Annotated in this window: 19 protein-coding genes; 3 read left to right on the top strand and 16 right to left on the bottom strand. The window is 61.1% G+C overall.

Annotated elements, in window-relative coordinates; genetic code table 11:
- Window positions 1–24: 24 nt before the first annotated feature.
- From A3EC_RS0108985 to lysS, 3 genes are all read right to left on the bottom strand, one after another.
- Window positions 25–2682, bottom strand: a complete 2658-nt coding sequence (locus A3EC_RS0108985) for an ATP-dependent Clp protease ATP-binding subunit (RefSeq protein ID WP_018024851.1) — start codon at window positions 2680–2682, stop codon at window positions 25–27.
- A gap of 153 nt (window positions 2683–2835) precedes the next feature.
- Window positions 2836–4389 carry a metallophosphoesterase family protein gene (locus A3EC_RS0108990; RefSeq protein WP_018024852.1) on the bottom strand — a complete coding sequence of 518 codons (1554 nt, stop codon included), beginning with the start codon at window positions 4387–4389 and terminating at the stop codon, window positions 2836–2838.
- A 116-nt stretch (window positions 4390–4505) separates the two neighbouring features.
- A complete protein-coding gene (gene lysS / locus A3EC_RS0108995; protein ID WP_051061068.1) occupies window positions 4506–5993 on the bottom strand; it encodes a lysine--tRNA ligase in 1488 nt (495 codons plus the stop codon).
- 366 nt (window positions 5994–6359) lie between these two features.
- On the opposite strand from lysS, the gene A3EC_RS0109000 reads away from it, so the two are divergent.
- Window positions 6360–8486, top strand: coding sequence for a PhoX family protein (locus tag A3EC_RS0109000; protein WP_018024854.1), 2127 nt, complete (start codon window positions 6360–6362; stop codon window positions 8484–8486).
- 637 nt (window positions 8487–9123) lie between these two features.
- Here A3EC_RS0109000 and panD read toward each other — a convergent pair.
- The 13 genes from panD to dacB all read right to left on the bottom strand — a co-directional run bounded on the left by panD (window position 9124) and on the right by dacB (window position 21590).
- Window positions 9124–9528: an aspartate 1-decarboxylase gene (panD, locus tag A3EC_RS0109005; protein ID WP_018024855.1), complete on the bottom strand. Its 405-nt coding sequence runs from the start codon at window positions 9526–9528 to the stop codon at window positions 9124–9126.
- Window positions 9529–10416 carry a pantoate--beta-alanine ligase gene (panC, locus tag A3EC_RS0109010; protein ID WP_018024856.1) on the bottom strand — a complete coding sequence of 296 codons (888 nt, stop codon included), beginning with the start codon at window positions 10414–10416 and terminating at the stop codon, window positions 9529–9531.
- Window positions 10417–10482: 66 nt separating this feature from the next.
- The gene (locus tag A3EC_RS11945; protein ID WP_018024857.1) at window positions 10483–11397 is read right to left on the bottom strand and encodes a Rossmann-like and DUF2520 domain-containing protein; all 915 of its coding nucleotides are present in this window, start codon (window positions 11395–11397) and stop codon (window positions 10483–10485) included.
- Between the two features lies 1 nt (window position 11398).
- Complete coding sequence (locus A3EC_RS12555; RefSeq protein ID WP_018024858.1) at window positions 11399–12919, bottom strand: DUF6779 domain-containing protein; 1521 nt, start codon at window positions 12917–12919, stop codon at window positions 11399–11401.
- Window positions 12920–12986: 67 nt separating this feature from the next.
- Window positions 12987–13481, bottom strand: coding sequence for a DUF3180 domain-containing protein (locus tag A3EC_RS0109025; RefSeq protein ID WP_026162362.1), 495 nt, complete (start codon window positions 13479–13481; stop codon window positions 12987–12989).
- 2 nt (window positions 13482–13483) lie between these two features.
- The gene (gene folK / locus A3EC_RS0109030) at window positions 13484–14065 is read right to left on the bottom strand and encodes a 2-amino-4-hydroxy-6-hydroxymethyldihydropteridine diphosphokinase (RefSeq protein WP_018024860.1); all 582 of its coding nucleotides are present in this window, start codon (window positions 14063–14065) and stop codon (window positions 13484–13486) included.
- On the bottom strand, window positions 14065–14493 hold the full coding sequence (gene folB, locus A3EC_RS0109035) for a dihydroneopterin aldolase (RefSeq protein ID WP_018024861.1): 429 nt from the start codon (window positions 14491–14493) through the stop codon (window positions 14065–14067). The genes folK and folB overlap by 1 nt, the downstream gene beginning before the upstream one ends.
- A 53-nt stretch (window positions 14494–14546) precedes the next feature.
- Window positions 14547–15443, bottom strand: coding sequence for a dihydropteroate synthase (gene folP, locus A3EC_RS0109040; RefSeq protein WP_245532976.1), 897 nt, complete (start codon window positions 15441–15443; stop codon window positions 14547–14549).
- 63 nt (window positions 15444–15506) lie between these two features.
- Window positions 15507–16085, bottom strand: a complete 579-nt coding sequence (gene folE / locus A3EC_RS0109045; RefSeq protein ID WP_018024863.1) for a GTP cyclohydrolase I FolE — start codon at window positions 16083–16085, stop codon at window positions 15507–15509.
- Window positions 16072–18471, bottom strand: coding sequence for an ATP-dependent zinc metalloprotease FtsH (ftsH, locus tag A3EC_RS11955; RefSeq protein WP_018024864.1), 2400 nt, complete (start codon window positions 18469–18471; stop codon window positions 16072–16074). The genes folE and ftsH overlap by 14 nt, the downstream gene beginning before the upstream one ends.
- 83 nt (window positions 18472–18554) lie before the next feature.
- On the bottom strand, window positions 18555–19136 hold the full coding sequence (gene hpt / locus A3EC_RS0109055; RefSeq protein WP_018024865.1) for a hypoxanthine phosphoribosyltransferase: 582 nt from the start codon (window positions 19134–19136) through the stop codon (window positions 18555–18557).
- Window positions 19129–20145: a tRNA lysidine(34) synthetase TilS gene (gene tilS / locus A3EC_RS0109060; RefSeq protein WP_245532977.1), complete on the bottom strand. Its 1017-nt coding sequence runs from the start codon at window positions 20143–20145 to the stop codon at window positions 19129–19131. Before tilS ends, hpt begins: the two co-directional genes overlap by 8 nt.
- A 50-nt stretch (window positions 20146–20195) precedes the next feature.
- On the bottom strand, window positions 20196–21590 hold the full coding sequence (dacB, locus tag A3EC_RS0109065) for a D-alanyl-D-alanine carboxypeptidase/D-alanyl-D-alanine endopeptidase (protein WP_156812912.1): 1395 nt from the start codon (window positions 21588–21590) through the stop codon (window positions 20196–20198).
- 117 nt (window positions 21591–21707) lie between these two features.
- On the opposite strand from dacB, the gene A3EC_RS0109070 reads away from it, so the two are divergent.
- Window positions 21708–22190 (top strand): inorganic diphosphatase, encoded by a 483-nt coding sequence (locus A3EC_RS0109070; protein WP_018024868.1) that lies wholly within the window; start codon window positions 21708–21710, stop codon window positions 22188–22190.
- Window positions 22191–22202: 12 nt separating this feature from the next.
- The gene (locus tag A3EC_RS0109075) at window positions 22203–22499 is read left to right on the top strand and encodes a rhodanese-like domain-containing protein (protein ID WP_018024869.1); all 297 of its coding nucleotides are present in this window, start codon (window positions 22203–22205) and stop codon (window positions 22497–22499) included.

The following is a 22499-nucleotide window of genomic DNA, read 5'->3' on the forward strand; positions in this document are numbered from 1 at the left end:
AAGCGCTAGGCCCGAGCACTAGGCTTAAGCGCGCTGACCGGCGCCGCCACCGGAGCCCGGAACTGGGCTGCTGGTCACGTTGCGAGCTTCAGCGATTGGGTCGCTGGTTGCAGCTTCCTTCGCCTTCTGCTTCGCTTCGGCCATCTTCCGGTCGTCTTCTTCAGTCTTGGCACGGGCCGCGAAAACGAACTTCGCGTCCTTGGTGTTGTCGCCACCGTCCCAGTTCTCAACATCGACTTGGACGATTTCGCCGGCACCGAACTCGCCGTACAGAATCTTCTCCGACAGCTGGTCTTCGATTTCGCGCTGAATAGCACGACGCAATGGACGTGCACCCAGTACTGGGTCGAAACCACGCTTAGCCAGCAGGTTTTTCGCCTGTTCGGAGACTTCCAGACCCATGTCCTTGACGGCCAGCTGGTTGGAGACGCGGTCCAGCATCAGGTCAACCATCTGAACAATCTGCTGCTGGTTCAGCTGCTTGAACACGACGATCTCGTCGATACGGTTCAAGAATTCTGGTCGGAAGTGCTTCTTCAGCTCATCGTCGACCTTGTCCTTCATCCGCTGGTACTGGCCTTCTTCGTCCATCTCGCCGACACCGGAGAAGCCCAAGCCCACAGCCTTGGAAATATTCTTCGTGCCCAGGTTCGAGGTGAAAATCAAGATGGTGTTCTTGAAGTCCACCGCGCGACCCTGCGAGTCAGTCAAGCGACCTTCTTCCAGGACCTGCAGCAGCGTGTTGTAAATCTCCTTGTGAGCCTTCTCGATTTCGTCAAAAAGCACAATGGAGAATGGCTTACGGCGAACCTTTTCGGTCAGCTGGCCACCTTCTTCGTAGCCAACGTATCCCGGAGGGGCACCGAACAGACGCGACGCGGTGAAGCGGTCGTGGTACTCACCCATATCGATCTGGATGAGGGCATCTTCGTCACCGAAGAGGAACTCAGCCAGAGCCTTCGACAGCTCGGTCTTACCGACACCGGATGGGCCAGCGAAGATGAAGGAACCAGCTGGGCGCTTCGGGTCCTTCAGGCCAGCGCGGGTACGACGAATCGCACGGGAAACAGCCTTCACGGCGTCGTCCTGGCCGATGATGCGCTTGTGCAGCTCATCTTCCATCCGTAGCAGTCGCTCGGACTCTTCCTCGGTCAGCTTGAACACTGGGATACCGGTCCAGGTGCCCAGCACCTCGGCAATCTGCTCTTCGTCGACCTCAGCAACCGCATCCAGGTCACCGGCGCGCCACTGCTTTTCCTTCTCCGCCCGCTCCTCAGTGAGCTTGCGTTCGGTATCGCGCAGGCCAGCAGCCTTTTCAAAGTCCTGGTTGTCGATAGCGGCTTCCTTCTCGCGGCGAACTTCCGCGATCTGGTCGTCAACTTCGCGCAGCTCAGGTGGCGCAGTCATCCGCTTAATGCGCATCCGCGCGCCCGCTTCGTCAATCAGGTCAACTGCCTTATCTGGCAAGAAACGGTCATTGATGTAGCGGGAAGACAGGTGCGCTGCCGCAGCCAACGCCGCATCGGTGATGGACACGCGGTGGTGCGCTTCGTACTTGTCGCGCAGACCCTTCAGAATCTCGATGGAATCTTCCACCGACGGCTCCGGCACATTCACCGGCTGGAAACGACGCTCCAGCGCCGCATCCTTTTCAATGTGCTTGCGGTATTCCTCAATGGTGGTGGCACCAATGGTCTGCAATTCACCACGAGCCAGCTTCGGCTTCAGCAGCGACGCAGCGTCAATCGCACCTTCGGCGGCACCAGCGCCGACCAGAGTGTGAATCTCGTCAATAAACAGGATGATGTCGCCGCGCTGGTTAATCTCCTTCAGCACCTTCTTCAGGCGCTCTTCGAAGTCACCACGGTAGCGCGAGCCAGCAACCAGGGAACCCAGGTCCAGCGAGTACAGCTGCTTATCCTTCAGGGTCTCCGGCACATTGCCGTTGACGATATCCTGCGCCAAGCCCTCAACAACCGCGGTCTTACCGACACCTGGCTCACCGATGAGCACAGGGTTGTTCTTGGTGCGGCGGGACAGCACCTGCATAATCCGCTCGATTTCCTTCTCACGGCCCACCACTGGGTCCAGCTTGCCGTCGCGGGCAGCTTGGGTCAGGTTACGTCCGAACTGGTCCAGGACCAGCGAGTTGGAACGTTCGTTGCCTTCAGCGACACGCGGGCCGGAGGTTGCCCCCACGGTGCGCTTTTCGCTGCCGGTCTGGCCGGTTTCTGCTTCAGGGCCTTCGTAGCCGGACAGCAGCTGGATAACTTGCTGGCGCACCCGCGGCAGGTCCGCACCCAGCTTCACCAGCACCTGTGCGGCGACGCCTTCACCTTCGCGGATGAGGCCGAGCAGAATGTGCTCGGTGCCAATATACTTGTGGCCCAGCTGGAGCGCTTCGCGTAGGGAGTATTCCAGCACCTTCTTGGCGCGTGGGGTAAATGGAATATGGCCTGATGGTGGCTGTGCGCCTTTACCAATCAGCTCTTCCACTTCCGAGCGCACTGCGTCGAGCGAAATACCCATCGATTCTAGGGCTTTCGCTGCGACACCTTCGCCTTCGTGAATCAGGCCGAGCAGGATGTGCTCAGTGCCGATGTAGTTGTGGTTAAGCGACCTAGCTTCATCCTGAGCCAGGACAATAACGCGACGTGCGCGGTCCGTAAACCGTTCGAACATCTTTCCCTCAACTTTCTTTTGTGGCCGCTTCCATGGTGAACCTATTTGGCGGATTGCCCACCGAGAGTTTCGCCACGAATCTTCATTAAGGGTAACGCGGCTCGGCGTACAGACCATCCCTGTTCCTGTACGCCAGCAGCGAACAAACCTGTTTTAGCCGTCTACCAGCGAAGATAGGTCTCGCTCCACGACGTAATTTCGGTCCTCCACCGACCCGAGGGTGTATTCCGGCTGGATGCCATACGCCGCCCAGCGTGACCGGGCTGCCCAGCGCAGCGCCTCCTCCGACGACACCCGGTGGAAGTTCACGCGGAATCCGCCGGTGTACAGGTGCACCAAGGTGTAGCCGCCTGGGTAGCCGGCGGATGCCCCTAACTCCACGTAGTCGACGTGCGCGGCGGTATCCGGTTTAGTGCGCCGCACGCGATGTGTGTGCCCGGCAGCCATCATGAACACGCCTGGCGCGCCCAAATGCAGTTTCTGCAGCCGCGCCGAATCATTCGACCGCAGCACGAAGAACGGCCCCGACATATTCGTCCATGCCGCTTCCCGCGTGACCGGATGATGCGCAATCATCAACGTTGGCTGGTCCGGGTTCTGCGCCAATTCCGCGGCGAGCTGCCGGAACTGCGAATCTTCAATGATGCCGCCGGAGTTATCCAACTGGCACGAGTCCAGCCCGATGACCCGCAGTTTCCCGATTTCAGTGACCCACATTTCTTGGCGCGGCAGCGCAAATACTTCACCAAACGGGTCGTGGTGGTCGACGGTGCCCGGAATTTTTGGCCAGTCTTCGTAGCCCGCTTCAGGGTCAAAGCTTGGTCGGTGTGGCCGGTCGTGGTTGCCGCGCACCGCGAACCAGTCGACGCCCTGCTGCCCAAAACTGTCGAGTAGCTCCTTGATTTTCAGGACTTCCCGTGGGCGCGCCTGGGCGGTGAGGTCACCGTTGACAAGGAGCTTTTTGACGCCTTGGAGCTTCAATTCCTCCAACATTCCTCGGACCATGACTTCCGGGTAAGGATTGGCGCCTTCTTCTCGAATATCCGGCAGCGGCATATCACCGACAAGTTGGCCTTGTTCGTCTTCGCCGATGTGGGTGTCGTTGGCGATAGCAATAGTGGTGATGTAGTCGCCGGGGACTTTCGGCAGGGTCCGGATGCGGCCCAGCTGTTCCGGGGAGCCCGCCTTCCGGGTGACTGTCAGTCCTGGTGTGGCAATGGCGCCTTCGGAGGAGCATTCAAAGTCATATTCGGTGTCGGCTTCAAGGCCAACGATGGTGGCGAAGTGGTAGCCACGTTTGATCGGGTCGTCGTGGACGATCCGCAGTGGTTCGCCGACTTTAGCCATCCGGACAACGCTCGTCGTTGCGACGGTGTCTTTGACTTTGCCGAAGCGGGTGGAGCGGCCCGGGTAGGTTGCCCAGCAGAAGGTGACGGAATCGTCGGTGACGGTGACGATTTCCAGGTCGGTGGCCGACAGTGGTTCGTCTGTTTTGGTGCGACGCAGTGTGTCTGGGACAACAGCGCGCAGACCAGTGCCGATGGTGGCCGTCAGAAGTGCGCCCGCGATCCGTCCGGCGCGCATGGTGGCGCGGGCGGTGCTGCGACGGGTCTGAGCTGGTGAGCTCTTGTCGAAGCGGCGGAAGCCTTGCCGCGCTGGGCCGCTGTCGCGGGAACCGGTTTCGTCAAAAGAGCGAGGATCAATCACAACTTCTAACGTTAGGCGCGTCGCGCCCGCCCTGCCACAGTTCGGGTGTGGCTTTCACCCGGCCACGCGCCACCCAGTCACGGCCTGCCCGGCCACGCGTCGCCGGGCCAGGGCGCTTAGCTTTCGCGTTCTGGCTTCACAACTGGGAACAGCACCGTTTCGCGGATACCCAGCCCGGTCAGCGCCATCAGCAGGCGGTCAATGCCCATGCCGACACCAGCCGTTGGTGGCATGCCCTGTTCCATGGCCTGCAGGAAGTCCTCATCCAGAACCATCGCTTCATCGTCGCCACCAGCAGCCAGGCGCGCCTGGTCTTCGAAGCGTTCCCGCTGAATAACTGGGTCCACCAGCTCGGAGTAGCCGGTCGCCAGCTCAAAGCCGCGCACGTACAGGTCCCACTTTTCGGTGACGCCTTCTTCGCTGCGGTGGTCACGGGTCAGTGGCGAAGTTTCCACTGGGAAGTTCTTCACAAAGATTGGGCCGTCCAGCTGGTCGCCGCACAGGTGCTCCCACAGTTCTTCAACCAGCTTGCCGTGGCCCCAACCACCCTTGGCCGGCACATCTAGGCCAACTGCCGCGGCAATGGCCTTCAGCTCGTCGACGGTGGAGTGGATGGTCACTTCTGGCTGACCAGGGAACTTGCGTGCCAGCGCTTCATTGAGCGATGGGTACATTTCGATTTCTGGCCATTCGCCGCCGAGGTCGTATTCGGTGCCGTCGGCAAGCGTGACGGTGGTAGAGCCGAAGACTTCCTGCGCCACTTCCTGAATCACTTCGCGGGTCATCTTCGCGCCAGTTTCGTAGGTGCCGAAAGCCTCGTAGGTTTCCAGCATTGCGAATTCCGGCGAGTGCGAGGAGTCAATGCCCTCATTGCGGAAGTTGCGGTTAATCTCGAAGACCTTGTCCATGCCACCGACCACGCAGCGCTTGAGGAAGAGTTCCGGCGCAATGCGCAGGTAGAGGTCCAGGTCCAGCGCGTTGGAGTGGGTGACGAATGGGCGTGCTGCGGCACCACCATGCAGGGTCTGCAGCATCGGGGTTTCCACTTCCAGGAAGCCGCGGCGTTCCAGTGCGTGGCGCAGGGCTCGCACCACTTTGATTCGGGTTAGTGCGTTTTGACGAGCAGCCTCACGGACGATCAGATCCGTGTAGCGGTGGCGGATGCGAGTGTCCTCGCTCATTTCCCGGTGGGCAATCGGCAGCGGACGCAGCGCCTTTGCTGCCATGCCCCACTTCTGTGCCATCACAGACAGTTCACCGCGGCGCGAGGAAATGACGCGACCAGTGACCCACACGATGTCTGCCAAGTCGACATCGGACTTCCAGGCTGCGAGGGCTTCTTCGCCAACTTCAGCCAGCGACAGCATTGCCTGAATCTGCGTGCCGTCACCGGCCTGCAGCGTGGCGAAGCAGAGCTTGCCGGTATTACGGAAGAAGATGACGCGACCGGCAATAGAAACGACGTCTTCGGTTTCTTCACCGGTTTCCAAGTGGCCCCACTGTTCGCGAACTTCATGGATTTCATGAGTGCGCGGGACAGTAACTGGGTAGGCGTCTTGCCCACCGTCCAGCAGGCGCTGGCGCTTGTCGCGGCGGATGCGCAGCTGTTCAGGAAGATCGTCAGCTGCAGCAGCTGGCTGGTTTGCAGCGGCTGGCTGGTTCGGGTTCTGCTTGGAATTTTGCTTAGCGTCAGTCACGCCTATTTAGGTTAGTGCACCAGCCGGACTGGGGGTAATGGGGCTGCGGCCCGCCGGACTTCCAAGCCACTTGAGTGTCCATATAAACGTCAAAAAGCCCAATGATTTAAAAAAACATTTAGCTTTCGTATTTATGTGGATAACGGACAATTCACCTCCGCGTAACGAGAAACTTAAATTGCGGCAAGCTCGCTCACTTAAAGTCCCTACACGTCGCATTAAGCGAAAACTTAATAATCGCACTGGCGTTTTACACCCAACTGTGGAGGAAAAATGGGCCTGAAGGGTCTGAATCTGTTTAAGTCCAGCCGAAGCAACACCACCTGCACCTACAAGTGCGGTGACGCCTGCTGGGGCGAAGCACCAAACGAGCACTCCGACAACGAGTACTTCGCAGACATGGTGACCCGCTCGTTCTCCCGCCGCGACGCACTGCGCGCCTCCGGCGTGGCCGTCGTCACCGTCGGCGCTGGCGCAGCCCTCGCAGCCTGCTCCACCGACGACACCAAAAACTCTGCCGACTCCACCTCTTCTAAGGCAGACGACAAGGGCGAAAACCTGAAAGACCTGCCAGAAGGCCTGCAGTTCGACATCATCGAACCAAACAAGGAAGACAAGATTGTCATCCCAGAAGGCTACGAGCAGGACGTTCTGATTCGCTGGGGCGACCCAGTTATCGAAGGCGCACCAGAATTCGACTTCGACAACCAAACCCCAGAAGCACAGGAAAAGCAGTTCGGCTTCAACAACGACTTCGCCGGCATCCTAGACACCGAAGACGGCACCAAGGTCTACGTGTGCTCCCACGAGTACACCACCGAACCAATGATGTTCAAAGACTACGACGGTGAAAAGCCAACCAAGGAACAGGTCGACATCGGACTGTTCGCACACGGCCACACCATCATCGAGGTCGACGAAGACAAGAACGGCAAGCTGACCACCAAGTTCGGCAAGAAGAACCGCCGCATCCACGGCTTCACCGAATTCGAACTGACCGGCCCAGCCGCTGGCCACGACAAGCTGAAGACCAAGGACGACAAGTCCGGCAAGAAGGTCATCGGTACCTTCAACAACTGCTCCGGTGGCATCACCCCATGGGGCACCATGCTCTCCGGTGAAGAAAACGTCGACCAGTACTTCGGCGGATTCGACGGCGTCAAGGACGAAGACACCAAGAAGGAACTGAAGCGCTACTCCATCAAGAAGGACAAGTCCGACCGCGGCTGGGAAACCGTCTACGACCGCTTCGACGTGTCCAAGGAGCCAAACGAGCCAAACCGCCACTACTACATCGTCGAAATCGACCCATCTGACCCAGAATCCACCCCGAAGAAGCACACCGCACTGGGACGCTTCAAGCACGAAGCTGGCCAGATTTACATCACCGACGACAACACCGTCGTGTGCTACTCCGGCGACGACGAGCGCTTCGAATACATCTACAAGTTCGTCTGCGAAAAGAAGTACAAGGAAGGCGACCGCAAGGCGAACATGGAGCTGCTGGAACACGGCACCCTGTACGTAGCGAAGTTCTCCGGCAACTCCCCAGAAGACGAAATCGACGGCTCCGGTGAACTGCCAAAGGACGGCAAGTTCGACGGTGACATCGAATGGGTCCCACTGATGACCTCCAAGTCCGACGGCAAGCACGAATCCCACGTCGACGGCATGGACGCCGCCGAAGTCTGCTTCCTGACCCGCCTAGCAGCCGACAAGGCCGGCGCAACCCGCATGGACCGCCCAGAAGACATCGAGCCATCCCCGAAGACCGGCAAGGTGTACGCCGCACTGACCAACAACAAGTACCGCGGCATGGCCGAACCAGACGGCAAGAAGCAGGACAACAAGGAAGACAAGGCAACCGACGGAGCAGGCCGCGAATACGAAGGCCCAACCGAAATCGCGCCTGTCACCGAAAACAAGAACGGCCTGGTCTTGGAAATGGAAGACGACCACGCCGGCACCAAGGGCAAGTGGAACCTGCTGCTGGTCTGTGGTGACCCGAAGGAGGCATACTCCTACTTCGGTGGCTACGACAAGGAAAAGGTCTCCCCTATTTCCTGCCCAGACAACGTTGCCTTCGACTCCTACGGCAACCTGTGGATCTCCACCGACGGCAACGCCCTGAAGTCCAACGACGGCCTGTTCGGTGTGTCCGTTGAAGGCGAAACCCGCGGCATGGTCCGCCAGTTCCTGACAGTCCCAACCGGTGCAGAAACCTGTGGCCCAATCATCGAAGACAACCGCGTGATGGTTAACGTCCAGCACCCAGGTGAAGGCGAAGACCAGACCACCGAAAACCCAACCTCCCACTGGCCAGATGGCGGCGACGCGCAGCCACGACCAGCAGTTGTCCAGGTGTTCCGCACCGACGGCAAGAAGATCGGCATGGCGTAAGCGCTTTCTGGCGCTGGTGCTGGTGTGGCGGCGCTGGTGCGCAGCGCTGGCGCTGACTCTGTAAGCGGGTGGCTAGCTTCGGCTAGCTACCCGCTTTCGTGTTTGCGCAGGTGGTGGCGGAGCGAGACTACAGCTGGCTGCCAGCTGTCGCTGGCAGCTGGCGGCCAACTGTCAATTGTCGCTAGCAGCGAGCGATGACTGCTCGGGTTGGGGAGCTAACGCTAGCGAATCAGTTTGGACAGGGATTTGGGTAATTAGCTTTGGAAACAAGTCCAGCAAATTCCCCAATCCCTGTCCAAACCTGTCGAATAGGCAATCGCGCGGAACGAGAGTGCGCCTCTCCACATCGCACTGCGTGGCAAAGCACACCAACGGATACGTTTAGCCCGGCGAATCATAAATAAATGGCCCTAAAACAGGCCATTAAACGGACAAAAGCCGGGCTAAACGATCCCAGATAGTTATATGTTCAGATAGGCTGCCCATCAAACGCCCATCCGCAGGCCAAGCAAGCCCGCCAGACCAATCGCCAGCCGCATCAACCCGCCGCCCGCATCAGCCCGCCAGACCAATCGCCAGCCGCATCAACCCGCCACCGGCATCAGCGACCCGACTACCGCGGGTCGAGCGGACCCGACTACCGCGGGTCGAGCAGGCCGGAGCCTTCCGGCGCATGCGCCGGGTCGACGCCGGCCTCAAGCTGCCGGTTCTTCTCGTCCACGAAAATCACGCGCGGCTCATACTCACGCGCCTCCGCATCCTCGAACACGCCGTAGCCAATCAGAATCACCAGGTCACCCGGGTGAATCAGGTGCGCCGCCGCGCCGTTAATGCCAATGACGCCGCTGCCGCGTCGCCCAGCAATGCAATACGTCGTCAAGCGGTTGCCATTGTCAATATCAACAATGTCAATCTGCTCACCTTCAAGCAGGTCAGCGGCGTCCATCAGGTCTTCGTCAATGGTGCACGAGCCGACGTAATGCAGGTCAGCTTGCGTCACCGTCGCGCGGTGAATTTTGGATTTCAGCATTGTGCGCATCATTTAGGAGTCCTCCCCCAAGTTCTTAAAGCCAATCCCAATCGGCACTCCAACGTTGTCAATCAGGCGAGTGTTGCCCACGCGTGCGGCAATCAGCAGCCGCGCATCGCCTTGTTCCGGCGCTTCCCCAAGGTTCGCGCCGCGCAGTTCCAAGTAGTCGACGTCAATTTCCGGCGCCGCAGCCAGCACTCCGCGCGCCGCGTGTAGCACGGCCTCTTTGCCGTGTTCGGCGGCGTGCGCCCCGGCGGTCAGCGCGGCGGAAATCACCAGCGCCACGTCGCGTTCCTCCTCGGATAGGTAGCGGTTTCGCGAGCTCATCGCCAGCCCGTCTGCCTCCCGAATAACCGGCACGCCATGCACTTTTATTCCCATGTTCAGGTCGGTCACCATTTGCTGCATCAAAATCAGCTGCTGGTAGTCCTTTTCACCGAAGTACACGTCAGTTGGCCCAACAATGTTCAGCAGTTTGTTCACGACGGTCAGCGCGCCCGCGAAGTGGGTTGGCCGGGTGGCGCCCTCTAGTTCAGCGCCGAGTGGCCCGGGTTGCACGGTGGTGCGGAAGCCATTCGGGTACATTTCGGCGGCGTTCGGCGCGAAGACGAGGTCTGCTCCAGCGGCTTTCAGCTTGGCGACGTCGTCGTCCAGGGTGCGTGGGTAGGCGTCGAAGTCTTCACCTTCGGCGAACTGCAGTGGGTTGACGAAGATGCTGACCACGACGGTGACGTTCCATTGTTGTTGCGCCGCCCGCACGAGTGCGATGTGTCCGGCGTGCAGTGCGCCCATGGTGGGGACGAGTGCGACGGGCCGCCCGGTTTTGCGTAGCGCCCGTGTGACCTGCGACAGCCCTGCAATGTCGTGGTACACAGTTGCTTGGCCGGGGGTGTAGCTCATGACGGTCCTCGTTTGTGATTGGCGGGTGTATCGGGGCTAGTGTAGCGCCCCAATACGTCAATAAGCCTATTTATCCAGGTCGGACGCGGTGTGGTCGTCGTTGTTTTGGCGCGCCGTGTGGGCCGAGAGGTTGCGGTAGGCGTCCGCGATGTGCTTGTTGACGTTGTGGAGCGACTCGATGTGCCGCCGGACGGTGTCAATGTCGCGGCGGGCAACGGGCCCAGTCAGCGCGCTCCGGCCCTGGGCGAGCGTGTTGGTGACGGCGGCATGCGCGAGCGGGCCAAGCAGCAGAGCGGCGGCGTCGCGGGTGCCAGTTTCGGTGAATTGACCGGGCGGCAGGGCTGCGGCGAGCGCGTCGGTGGCGTCTGCGATGAGGGTGCTGGTCAGGTTCGCGGCGATGGCCATCGCGGCGTGGTAGGTCGTGCGCTGTTGCTCTTCGATGGGGATGATGCGGCCGCCCATCTGGGTGGCGAGAAGTTCGGCGACGGTCAGGCCGATGTCGTCGGCGGCGGTGACACCCCAGCCGCAGCCGTCAAGGTTGTCGGTGTCGCGGGTGTCGCCGAGGAACGTCATCGCGGGGTGCATCGCGAGGGTGAGGGCGCCTGCCTGTTCGCACGGGGCCAGTGGTTCGCGGCCGAGGGCGCCGGCGACGTGCATGACGATGACGCCCGGCCCGAGGTACGGGGCGATTTGCGTTGCGACGGAAGCGATTTGGTTATCGGGAACTGCGATGACGACCAGTTCGACATCGGCGGCAGCGCGCTCCGGGGTTGCGATCACGGCGCTGGGTATTCGGGTGCGCACATTATTGACGGACTGGGCGGAGGCGGCCGCGGCATGAGTGACTCGGTGCCCGGCACGCTCGAGACATTCGCCGACTGCAGTGCCGACCCGGCCAGCGGAAATGATGCCGACCGTCAGGGCTGGGGCGCCGCCGGTACTGGCGCCGCCGAAGCCCGCGCCGCCGGTGCTGGCGGTCACGCTACTTTTCCTTGCGCATCTGCGCGAGCAGTTCGGCGACAGTCAGCGCGTTCTTGTTCTCGTCGGCGCGGCGACGGCCATGGTGTGCCGATGGTTCGTCAGCAACTTCCGGCGCTTCCGGAGTCTGCTGAGATTCCGGCGCAGGTGCCTCTTCAGCGGATACTTCTTCAGCAGCCACATCCTGTGCAGGTGCAGCTGGTTCTTCCGGCAGCTTCATACCCGCAGCAACAGCCCAATCCCGGTGCACTGGAATCGTCGCGGTTGCGTAGTCATCCGCAGCTTCCGCGTGGTCGCCCGCGGCGTCCGCATCAGCGTAATCTTCGTAGCCATCGTCTTCGTCAGCGAAATCTGGCTGCTCTGGTTCCGGCATGGTCCAGTCCACGGCCGCGAAGCTACCGGTGCTGAACTTGCTGCCACTGTGACCGCCGGTATGCGTGCTCGCCTGCGCGCCAGAGTGCGCGCCACTGCGCGCATCACTGTGGCCACCCAGATGCGCAGTGCGCGCATCACTTGGGCGCTCGGTCTCGACCGGAATTGCGGTGCCGTTTGCTGGGTGCCCAGGCTCTGCAGCCATGGCAGCCCCAGCCAGCGCTGCCCCGGCAGCTGCTGCCGCGTCTTGTTCAGCGCGGTGCTCTTCCCGCTTTTCTTCCCGAACCTGACGCAAACCTTCTGGCGTCACTGGGCCCGACTGGGTGTGTGCGCCAACTTCGCCGCGTCCGACAGCTTCTGCCCGTCGCAAAGCAGGCCGGGAAGTCTGCGCCAGATCCGCTTTCGCTTCCAGCTCCCGGATCCGCTCAGCCTCCGCGCGCAGCGCAACGCGCTCTTCTTCCAGGTCCGTGCCCAGCATCTCCGCAAGGTGCTCGCGCAGCTTCTGCAGCTCCACTTTCAGCTCAGCCAAGGTGTCGGCGTGCTGTTCGCGCAGGCTATCGAGGTAGGACTGTTCCAGCAGCAGTTCTTGCTCCCGGTGCGTCGCCATTTCCTTGTCCATCTCCAGCTGGTGAATCCGCTGCAGCTCAGCCGAGCGCTTGCGTTCATCGCCTACTTGCTGACGGAATCGGCTCACCAGCAGCGCCCCGAGGAACGCGGCCCACAATGCGGCGAGCACTGCGATTTTCATCCACGTGGTGGAGTTGGTGAACAGCATGACCACCGAAGCCACAACTGCCAGTGCCACCAGCCCAATCAGCACAAACATGGACTTGTCGTTGCTGTTCAGCGCTTCGTCACGGTGGTCATCCCCGGCGCCCACTGCCAGCAACTCCGCATCGGAATCAGCATCCGAGGAACCAGCAGATCCAGCACCAACACCGGCGTCTGCCCCAGCGGCAGAGTCATCCGGCACGCCCGCCGAACCGGCGCGACCGCCCGCCGAACCCGCACCAGCTTCATGCGCACCTGTGCCCCAGCTGTCCCCATTCACGTCAAACTGCTCATGGAAGGCAGGCTCAGCCGGCACCTGACCGAAGACTTCGGTCCGCTCAGAATCTGGAGTGGAGTTGCGGTCGTGAGGCTGCGGAGTCATGAGTACCAATCTAGCTGGGAAAACCTTCAGCTGTCGTAGCTGCTGCGGGCGTGTTTAGCTCCCCATTTTACGCAGGCGTAGCTTCGATGCCACTTCCAAGGCCACGGCCCTCGTCATCGTCCGGCGGCACGCTGCACGCCCACTCCAAAACCAGACCCGCAATCGTCACCAAAACCGACGCGACCAGCCCCAAAATCACCACTGGCGCTTCTTCTTCCGCAGCCAGCAGCTCCCCAGTCCGTGGCAGCACCCACACCGCCAGCCCGCCGTAAAGACCTGCGAAAATAGCGCCCAGCCAAATCGCCGCATCCCCGATAATCAGCAGCCCAGCAACAGTCGTTGGGTTCACTTGACTGCGGTCTTGCCCAATATCGCCGTCACTGACCCGCTTTTTCACCCACCAGGCCGCCAGCCCGCACATCACTGCAAGGAACCACAAAAACGCGGTATCGCGGGCATGCAGCCCCGGCAGAGAGCCGTAGAATCGCCATGCCAGCAGCACCGTCACCACGCCGACGCCGAGGGCCAGCGCGATGGGCGCGCGTGGATTAGTGCGCTGCATTTTCACTGAACTGATACGCCTTCCGCTTGTTGTTTCCAACTGTGCCCGCTGCGCTGCACCCCGGCAACTTCCGCAGCGTCCAGCCCAGCAATGAGCTCCGCGATACTCGCCCCGTCCAGCGTGGCGTTCGGGTCAGCATCCAGCCACGGCACCAGCACAAATGCGCGCTGGTGTGCATGTGGGTGCGGCAGCATCAGTTCGCTTGTTGACGAATATATGGCACCTTTCGCATTAGCTGCCGTCACAATATCGACATCCAAAGTTCGTGGGCCCCAATGGATTTCGCGAACGCGGTCTGCTTGCTGCTCTAGCTTTTGACCAAAGCGGAGCAACTCCAGGGCGCTCAGCTGAACGTCAACAAGCAACAATGCGTTAAGGAAGTCTTGCTGCTCTACCCCGCCCCATGGGGCGCTGCAATAAATGTCCGATGCAGCTAGGACGCGGGCTCCGGGGAGAGTGTCGAAAGCGTCGCGGACGGATTGCAGGTGGTTCAGGCGGTCGCCAATGTTGCTGCCGATGGACAGTACCGCGCGAGTGCACGGCTGGTCCGGCAGCGGGATGTCCGAGAGCGGAAGTTCAGACATCAGACTTGCTCCGTTCCGGCATCGGACGCAAAGCGGAACTTCGGTTTCACTTTCCCTTGCCCGGCACGGCGGGAGCGACGCGCGACCACCGCCACGTCATCGAATGCGTGCTTAATCGGTGCGCTTGGCTTATGCACCGTCACTTCCACCGCGTGCAACTGCTGATTGTCCGCCATGACGGTGTCCGCAATCTCCCCGGCAACTGCCTCGATGAGATTGCGGGGCGGGCCGGAGACAATCGCAACCACGGTGTCCGCCAGTGCGCCATAGTCGATGGTGTCGGCAAGGTCATCGGAGGCGGCAGCGGCAGCACTATCGAGCCACAGGCAGACGTCGATAATGAACTCTTGGCCGTCGCGCTTTTCAAAGCCGAAAACGCCGTGATGACCGAACACTTTCAGCCCAGTCAGTTCAATCCGGTCCGCCATCAAAAACCTCCGCTCGTTGATTGCTGCTCGTTGGTCGCCGCTAATTAGCCACGCTAGCCCGCTGTTGGGTAGTCACCGTCGGCAGCAGGCCGCCCATCTGGGGCTGCGCCGCGAGAAAACGCTGCCGCCACTTCCACCGCATCACGGGTCGCGGCGGCGTCATGCACGCGCACCGCCCAGGCCCCAGCTTGCGCTGCCAGCGCCGACACCGCAGCAGTCGCCGCATCTGCCTCCGCCGGAGTACGCGCCGAACCATCCGGACGTGTGCGCAGCGACGCCAAAAACCGTTTCCGGCTCGCCGCAACCAGCACCGGAAACTCCAGATCGATCAGCACATCCAGGTTCCGCAGCAGTTGCCAGTTATCTTCAGCGTTCTTCGCAAACCCCAGGCCTGGGTCAATAATGATGTTGTTTGGTGCCACACCCGCTGCCACCGCTGCGTCAATACGCTCAAGCAGGAACCTACGCACATCCGCAACAATATCGGCGACGGCTGCACGGCCGGACGCGTTGACGAACCGGTCGGTGCGCCAATGCATCAGGCACAGTGGCCGATCGGCGGCGGCGCACACTGACAGCATGCGGTCGTCGGCTAAGCCTGCGGATACGTCGTTAATCATGGCGGCACCTGCGGCAAGCGCTGCTTCGGCAACATCGGCGCGCATCGTGTCCACGCTGACTCGCACCCCGGCACTGGCTAGTTCACGGACCACCGGCAACACTCGGGACAGTTCATCGTCGGGGGTCACGCGGATGGCACCCGGACGGGTCGATTCACCGCCGACGTCAATGAAATCGGCGCCGTCGCACACCAGCTTCTCGGCCTGCGTCAGCGCGGCACCTGGCCGCAGGTACTGGCCTCCGTCGGAGAAGGAGTCGGTGGTGACGTTGACAATGCCCATCACGGCGCAGCGGTCCAGCCCGCCGAGCAGGGACATCGGACCCGTCATCAACGGCACCTTGAACCGATTGGGTCGTTCGGGCTGCTGCTTCCGGTTTTCCGCGGCCACGGGTTAGCGCCCCATAATCAGGCTCATGGCTTCCGACCGCGCCGCCGGGGAGGTGTGGAATAGGCCCCGCACCGCCGACGTCGTCGTCTTCGAACCAGGTTTACGAATCCCGCGCATGGACATGCACAGGTGTTCACATTCAATCACCACAATCGCGGCAGTCGGCTGCAGCCGTTCGACTAGCGCATCGGCGACCTGCGAGGTCAGGCGCTCCTGCACCTGTGGGCGCTTGGCGTAACCGTCAACCAGCCGCGCCAGCTTCGACAGGCCGGTCACCCGCCCGGATTCGCCGGGGATGTAGCCGATGTGCGCTTTGCCAAAGAATGGCACCAGGTGGTGCTCGCAGGTGGAGTAGATCGGAATGTCCTTGACCAAGATCATTTCCTTGTGACCTTCGTCGAAAGTGGTTTCCAGCACTGCGGACGGGTCGGTGAACAGCCCGGCAAATGTTTCGGCGTAGGCGCGTGCCACGCGCGATGGGGTGTCCCGCAGGCCTTCGCGTTCTGGGTCTTCGCCGACGGCAATCAAAAGTTCCCGGACTGCAGCTTCAGCTCGCGCCTGGTCGAACTTATTTGCCGTCATTATCTATCTCCCATGGGTTGCTAGGTTTTTCGTTGGCTGGCAGCTGGAATCCGCGCTGCTCTTCGATTGGCGGCACTACCGGGCCTTTTTCGCTTGTTGACGAATCGGCCGGAGGCCACCCTGGTGCAGTCCAGTTCGGAGGTGGCGGGGTGCCACCGTACTGCGGAGTCTGTGGCGGTGTCTGTGGTGGCGTTTGCTGTGGCGTCCGTGGCGTCTGCTGCTGTTCAGGCTGACGGGGCCGACCAGCTTTCGGCTCGCCGATCTGCTCACCAGAAGACATGTCATCGCCAGTGACACCAGACCCGGTGCCGCCGGACTGCACATCCTTGTCGCTGCTGTGGCTCTCCCGGTCGCCGCTATCTGGTCGGGTTTCCACACCAGAGTGCGGCAAACTGCTCAGGTTCTGCTTGCGGATCGCCTCAATGAAGTCGACCTTCTTCGGCGGTTCTTCACCACGAGCAATCGCCTGCTCAACTGGGGTGAGAACTGGTTCCTTGAAGTCCTTCGGGTACTCCTCCAGACCCAGGTACAGGTCCACGCGGCGTCGTGGCACCACGTTCTTGAACATGACCTCTAGGTCTGGGCGGCGCAGCGTTTCCTTTTCCAGCAGCTCCGCAGCCAGAATGTCCAGGGTGTCGCGGTTTTCCTTGAGGATGTCGTAGGCCTCGCGGTGTGCTCGGTCAATCAGGTAGCGGATCTGTTCGTCAATGACAGCGGCCACCTTCGGCGAGTAGTCAGAGGTTGCTCCGCCACCGCGACCGAGGAATGGGTCGCCGTCTTCTTCACCGTATTTCACGGTGCCCAGGTGTGGGCTCATGCCGTATTCGGCAACCATGCCGCGGGCAATCTTCGTAGCCTGTTCAATGTCGGCAGAAGCGCCGGTGGTTGGCTGGCCGAAAATCAGCTCTTCGGCGGCGCGTCCACCCATGGCAAAGACCAAGCGGGCGAAGAGTTCTGCCCGGTTGTACATGCCCTTGTCGTCTTCCGGCACTGTCATGGCGTGGCCACCAGTGCGGCCACGAGCCAAAATGGTCACCTTGTAGACACGTTCAATGTCCTTCAGCGCCCACGCGGCAAGCGTGTGGCCACCTTCGTGGTAGGCGGTGACCTTCTTTTCCTGCTCGGAAATAATCTTCGACGTGCGGCGCGGACCACCGATAACGCGGTCGACGGCTTCTTCCAGCGCGTCGGCGGTAATGACATTGCCGTGGACGCGAGCGGTCAGCAGCGCAGCTTCATTGAGCACGTTCTGCAGGTCCGCACCCGACATACCGGCGGTGCGCTTCGCCAGACCGTCAAGGTCCGCGTCGGCAGCCAGCGGCTTGTTCTTCGCGTGGACCTTCAAGATCGCGCGGCGGCCCGCCATATCTGGGTTGGTCACTGGGATCTGACGGTCGAAGCGACCTGGGCGCAGCAGCGCTGGGTCAAGCACGTCTGGTCGGTTGGTGGCAGCCATCAAAATGACGTTGGAGCGGTCATCAAAACCGTCCATTTCCACCAGCAGCTGGTTCAGGGTTTGCTCGCGTTCGTCATGTCCACCGCCCATGCCGGCGCCACGCTGGCGACCAACGGCATCAATTTCGTCGATGAAGATGATGCATGGTGACGATTCCTTGGCCTGCTTGAATAGGTCGCGGACTCGGGAAGCACCAACACCGACGAACATTTCGACGAAGTCGGAACCGGAGATGGTGAAGAATGGCACGCCTGCTTCACCGGCAACAGCGCGGGCCAGCAGGGTTTTACCGGTACCCGGTGGGCCGTAGAGCAGCACGCCGCGCGGGATTTTCGCGCCGAGGCGTTCGTAGTGCTCTGGGTTTTGCAGGAAGTCGCGGATTTCGGCGAGTTCGCTGACTGCTTCGTCGGCACCGGCCACGTCGGCGAAGGTGGTTTTTGGCATGTCTTTGCTCAGCTGCTTGGCGCGTGAGCCACCAATACCGAACATGCCGCCACCGGCGCCGCCCTGCATCCGGCTAAATAGCCACATGATGAGGGCAAAGAAGATCAGCATCGGCAGCATCAGCCCCAGCATGGACATCAGGAAGTTCTCCTGCGTCACTTTGGTGCTGTACTTGTCCATGCCTTTGGCGTCCCGCACCGCGGTGAAAATGTCGTCAGTGGCGCGGGCTGGGTACTGCGCGAGGATTTCTTTGGTGTCGGCTTTGCCGTCAACTTCGATACCTTCGCGCAGTTTCAGGCGTAGTCGCTGTTCCCGGTCATCAATTTGGGCTTCTTCAACTTTGCCTTCGCTCAGCTGCTGCAGCGCAACCGAGGTTTCTACCTTGCGGTAGCCGCGGGTGTCGTCGGTCAACAGGTTCAGCGCAAAAAAGCTGATCAAAATGACCGCCGCGATGGCGGACCAGCGGATAATCTTCTTCGTTTCCATGAAGGGCTTTCTCAAGGGCTAACTAACAGTGGTGCGCCAACACTTAAGTCAGCGCGGCGCACTGGGCAGCATCCGACCAGTTGTTACTGGTAGACGGATGGGTGCAGGGTTCCGACGTATGGCAGGTCGCGGTAGCGTTCGGCGAAGTCCAGACCGTATCCGATGACGAATTCGTTTGGGATGTCGAAGCCAATGTCGGCGATGTCAAGTTTGGTGGTGACGGCTTCTGGCTTGCGCAGCAGGGTGATAACTTCCAGCGACCGCGGGTTGCGGTTCATCAGGTTCTTAATCAGCCAGCTCAGGGTCAGGCCGGAGTCAACAATGTCTTCCACCAGGATGACGTTGCGGTTTTCGATTTGGCGGTCCAGGTCCTTCAGAATGCGGACCACGCCGGAGGAAGAAACAGAGTTTCCGTAGGAGGACACCGCCATGAATTCCAGCTGTGCTGGAATTTTCAGTTTGCGGGCGAAGTCTGCCAGGAAGACTACTGCGCCTTTCAGGACACAGACGAGGATGATGTCTTCTTCCGTGTTGGCATACTTTTCGCTGACACGGTCCGCCATCTCTTGGATGCGAGCGTGCAGTTCCTCTTCGCCAATAAGAATTGCTTCAACGTCGGCGCCGTATGGGTTGTCTGGGACGTTGAAGTCTTTCACGTCATGCATTGGGAATGCCTCCACCTGCTTGTCGGATTCTGCCGGTTTCTTCCTGAATGTACAGGCCAAGGATGCCAGCTTTGCGGGCGACAACTAATCTGTTGCCCTTCCTTGCCATTTGTACACCACAATCATGATGGTACGGCACGGCAACCGGACCTTGACCATGCCAATCGGTAACCAGCCGGGACACTTCGGTTAAGTGCCGAAAAGTCAGCGGTCCAGTGCCCTGCGACAGCAACCATTGGCGCAGCACTCGGGTGCGCACTGCTTCCGGTAGTGGTGCAAGGTCAGCCACCGCCAAGCCCATCGCCAAGCCAGCCGACGCTCCAGCGCCCCCGCCCGCCAGCACTTCCGCAGCCGCAGCTTCCAACGCATCGTCATCAGCCCGCAGCAGCTCCGCGGTCCGCCCCAGCGCCGCTACTGCCCCGCCGCCGGCAATATCCTCCAGCAGCGGCAGCAGTTCATGCCGCATCCGTACCCGCGTAAATGCGGCATCAGTATTCTGCGGGTCGTGCCATACGTTCAGGCCCAGCTCTTGGCAGGCACTTTCCGTATCGGCGCGCCGCACCCCAAGCAGTGGCCGCCCGATTGTGCCGCCGGGCAGGTCAGTCCATGGTCGCATGCCCGCCAGCGATTTCGCCCCAGAGCCCCGCACCAGCCCCAGCAGCACAGTTTCGGCTTGGTCATCCAAGGTGTGCCCCACCAGCACTGGCCGCCCCTGTGCCGCCGCCAGCAACGCCTCGTAGCGGGCGTCCCGCGCCGCAGCTTCCATGCCACCGGCGCTGCCCACTTCCACCGCAATCACACGGGCGGGCACCCCAAGCCGCTGCGCTTGTGCACGTGCCTGCGCTGCCACATCGGCAGAGCCAGGTTGCAGCCCGTGGTCCACAACAATCGCTTCGGCAGCCACATTTTCCGCCGCCAATGCTGCCACCAGAGCTAAGGAGTCCGCCCCGCCCGACAGGCCAACAACGCAGTCGCTGCAAAAGCCGCGGACCGCGCGTCTAATCGTCAAAAAGCTCGGACTACGTCGGGGAACTGCAACCTGGCCGATGTGTGCGGGCACTAGCGGACCTCGGTGAGCTCGCTTGTCAGCTCATCCTGCGCGGCGCGGGCGGCGGGGACGTCGGCGTCATTGGATACCAGCACGAACACCAGCATGTCAGTGCCGACGGTGGTGGTCACACCGGCCAAAGCGGAGGTCCCGGTCAGCGTGCCAGTTTTACCGCGAACGTACCCGGCGCCATCTTGGCCAGCGAAACGGGTCGCCAAGGTGCCGTCGCCTGCCGCAACGGACATGGTTTCCACCAGCGGCCGCAGCTTCGCGTCGGCGTCATCGTGGCCGACGGAGCGGACAATAATGTCGGACAGGGTGCGCGACGGGATGAGGTTCGCCATGGCCATACCGGAATTATCTTTCAAGTCCACCCCAGCCATTGGCACGCCGTGTGCCTGCAAAATGTCAACGGTCGCCTTCGCCGCAGACTCCCCCGTCGGGGCCTGCTCCGGGTTCTGTGCCTCCGCCACTTCCCGGCCGATCGCCTCCGCGAGAACATTGTCGGAGTTGGCCATCATGTCGTGCAGGCGGTCACGTAGCGGCGCCGATTCCACCGCGGCGATTTCCTCACCACTGGTTTTTTGCTTATTGACGTCTACCTCGATGCTGTCGGCGTTGGTGCCTGCGAGCTTCGCGATTTCCGCAGCGAAGGCAGTACCGGCGGCATTTGCTGGGTGGTGACTTTTCGGCGGGTGATTGCTGTCGTGGTTCAGGCGGGCGCCATCGACCATCACCGGTTCCATCGGGGCGATGAACCCGGCATCAATGTCCTCTTCATCCCACTCGGGGTTGAAAGCATCGCCGCCCCACGCGGACGTGTCGACGACGATGTTGGTGATGGCGGCTGGGTCCGGCAGTTGGGCGGCTAGGTCTGCCAGGGACGCCGCGCCGTCATGCCAGCCGGTGTCACCGCTGGTCTGGGCGAGGGTGACATCTCCGCCGCCGCGCAACACAATCGTGCCCGGCGCGTCCCCGGTGTGGACCGTAGTTTTCACGCGGTGGTCGAGCGGCAAAGTCAGCAGTGCGGCGGCGGCTGTCAGGATTTTGGTGGCTGATGCTGGGCGCTGCGGTTTATCTGGGTTGTGTTGCCACAGAAGTTCGCCGCTTTCTGCGTCGGTGACCATCCCGGCGAGGTTCCCCAGGCGAGGGTCGGTGGCGTATTTCGCCATGATTTCGGTGACATCGCTGCGGAGCTGGTCCACGTCATCGATGCCGTCGGTGGCAGCTGCAGTCGGTGAAGCGGCGGTGGCAATGGCTGCGGGGTCGGCGACGATGCGTTTGCCATGCCGTCCAAGCCACAGGGCGCTGCCGATAATGATGGCAGCGGCTAGAAGGACGGCGAGGAGGGACACCCACCACAGGACGGGCCTGGAGTTGGTGTTTTGGCTGGGCGGTCGCGTCACGGGGTCACCTTTTCGCGTTGTTAATGTCAAGTGAAGCCAACCATGTCAGATTAGGGCAGCTAGCATGAAAGTTGTCCATTCACGTCTATTGAACGTCACTCAAAAGGAGCAGTGCTAATGAGCATTGAGGTTACCGTTGAGATCCCGAAGGGGTCGCGCAACAAGTACGAAATCGACCACGAAACCGGCAAGGTGTACCTGGACCGTTACCTGTTCACCCCATTCGGCTACCCAGCTGACTACGGCTTTGTCGACGAAACTCTCTCCGACGATGGCGACCCATTGGACGCGCTGGTGCTGATGCCAATGTCCGTCTACCCAGGCGTAATTGTGAAGGCACGCCCAGTCGGTGTGTACAAGATGACCGACGAAGCTGGCGGCGACGACAAGCTGCTGTGCGTGCTGGATGACCCACGCTACGAGCAGTACCAGGATGTCAAGGACATCAACGAGTTCACCTTGAAGGAGATTGAGCACTTCTTCACCCGCTACAAGGACCTGGAGCCAGGCAAGGTCGTCAACGGTATCGGCTGGGGCGACGCAGCGGAAGCACAGAAGATTATTGACGAAGCCATCAAGCGCTTCAACAACCAGAAGTAATTCGGGGGTCTCATGGAAGCGGTAGCAGTAACTGAAGTTCCCAAGGACGCGCAGCTGATTGATGTGCGCTCGCCGGAGGAGTTCGCGGAACTGCACGCCATTGGTTCAGTGAATATTCCGATGGAGCAGATGATGACTCGCTACGGCGAGTTGGACCTGGACCAGGATATTTACCTGATTTGCCGTTCCGGTGGTCGCAGCGCCCAGGTGGGTAGCTGGCTGGAGCGCAATGGCATCGACGCGATTAACGTTCGCGGCGGAATGATTGACTGGGAGTTCCACAATCTGCCACGCGAAGCAGGCGCATAA

Source organism: Corynebacterium ulceribovis DSM 45146, from assembly GCF_000372445.1.
GTDB classification, from domain to species: Bacteria; Actinomycetota; Actinomycetes; order Mycobacteriales; family Mycobacteriaceae; genus Corynebacterium; species Corynebacterium ulceribovis.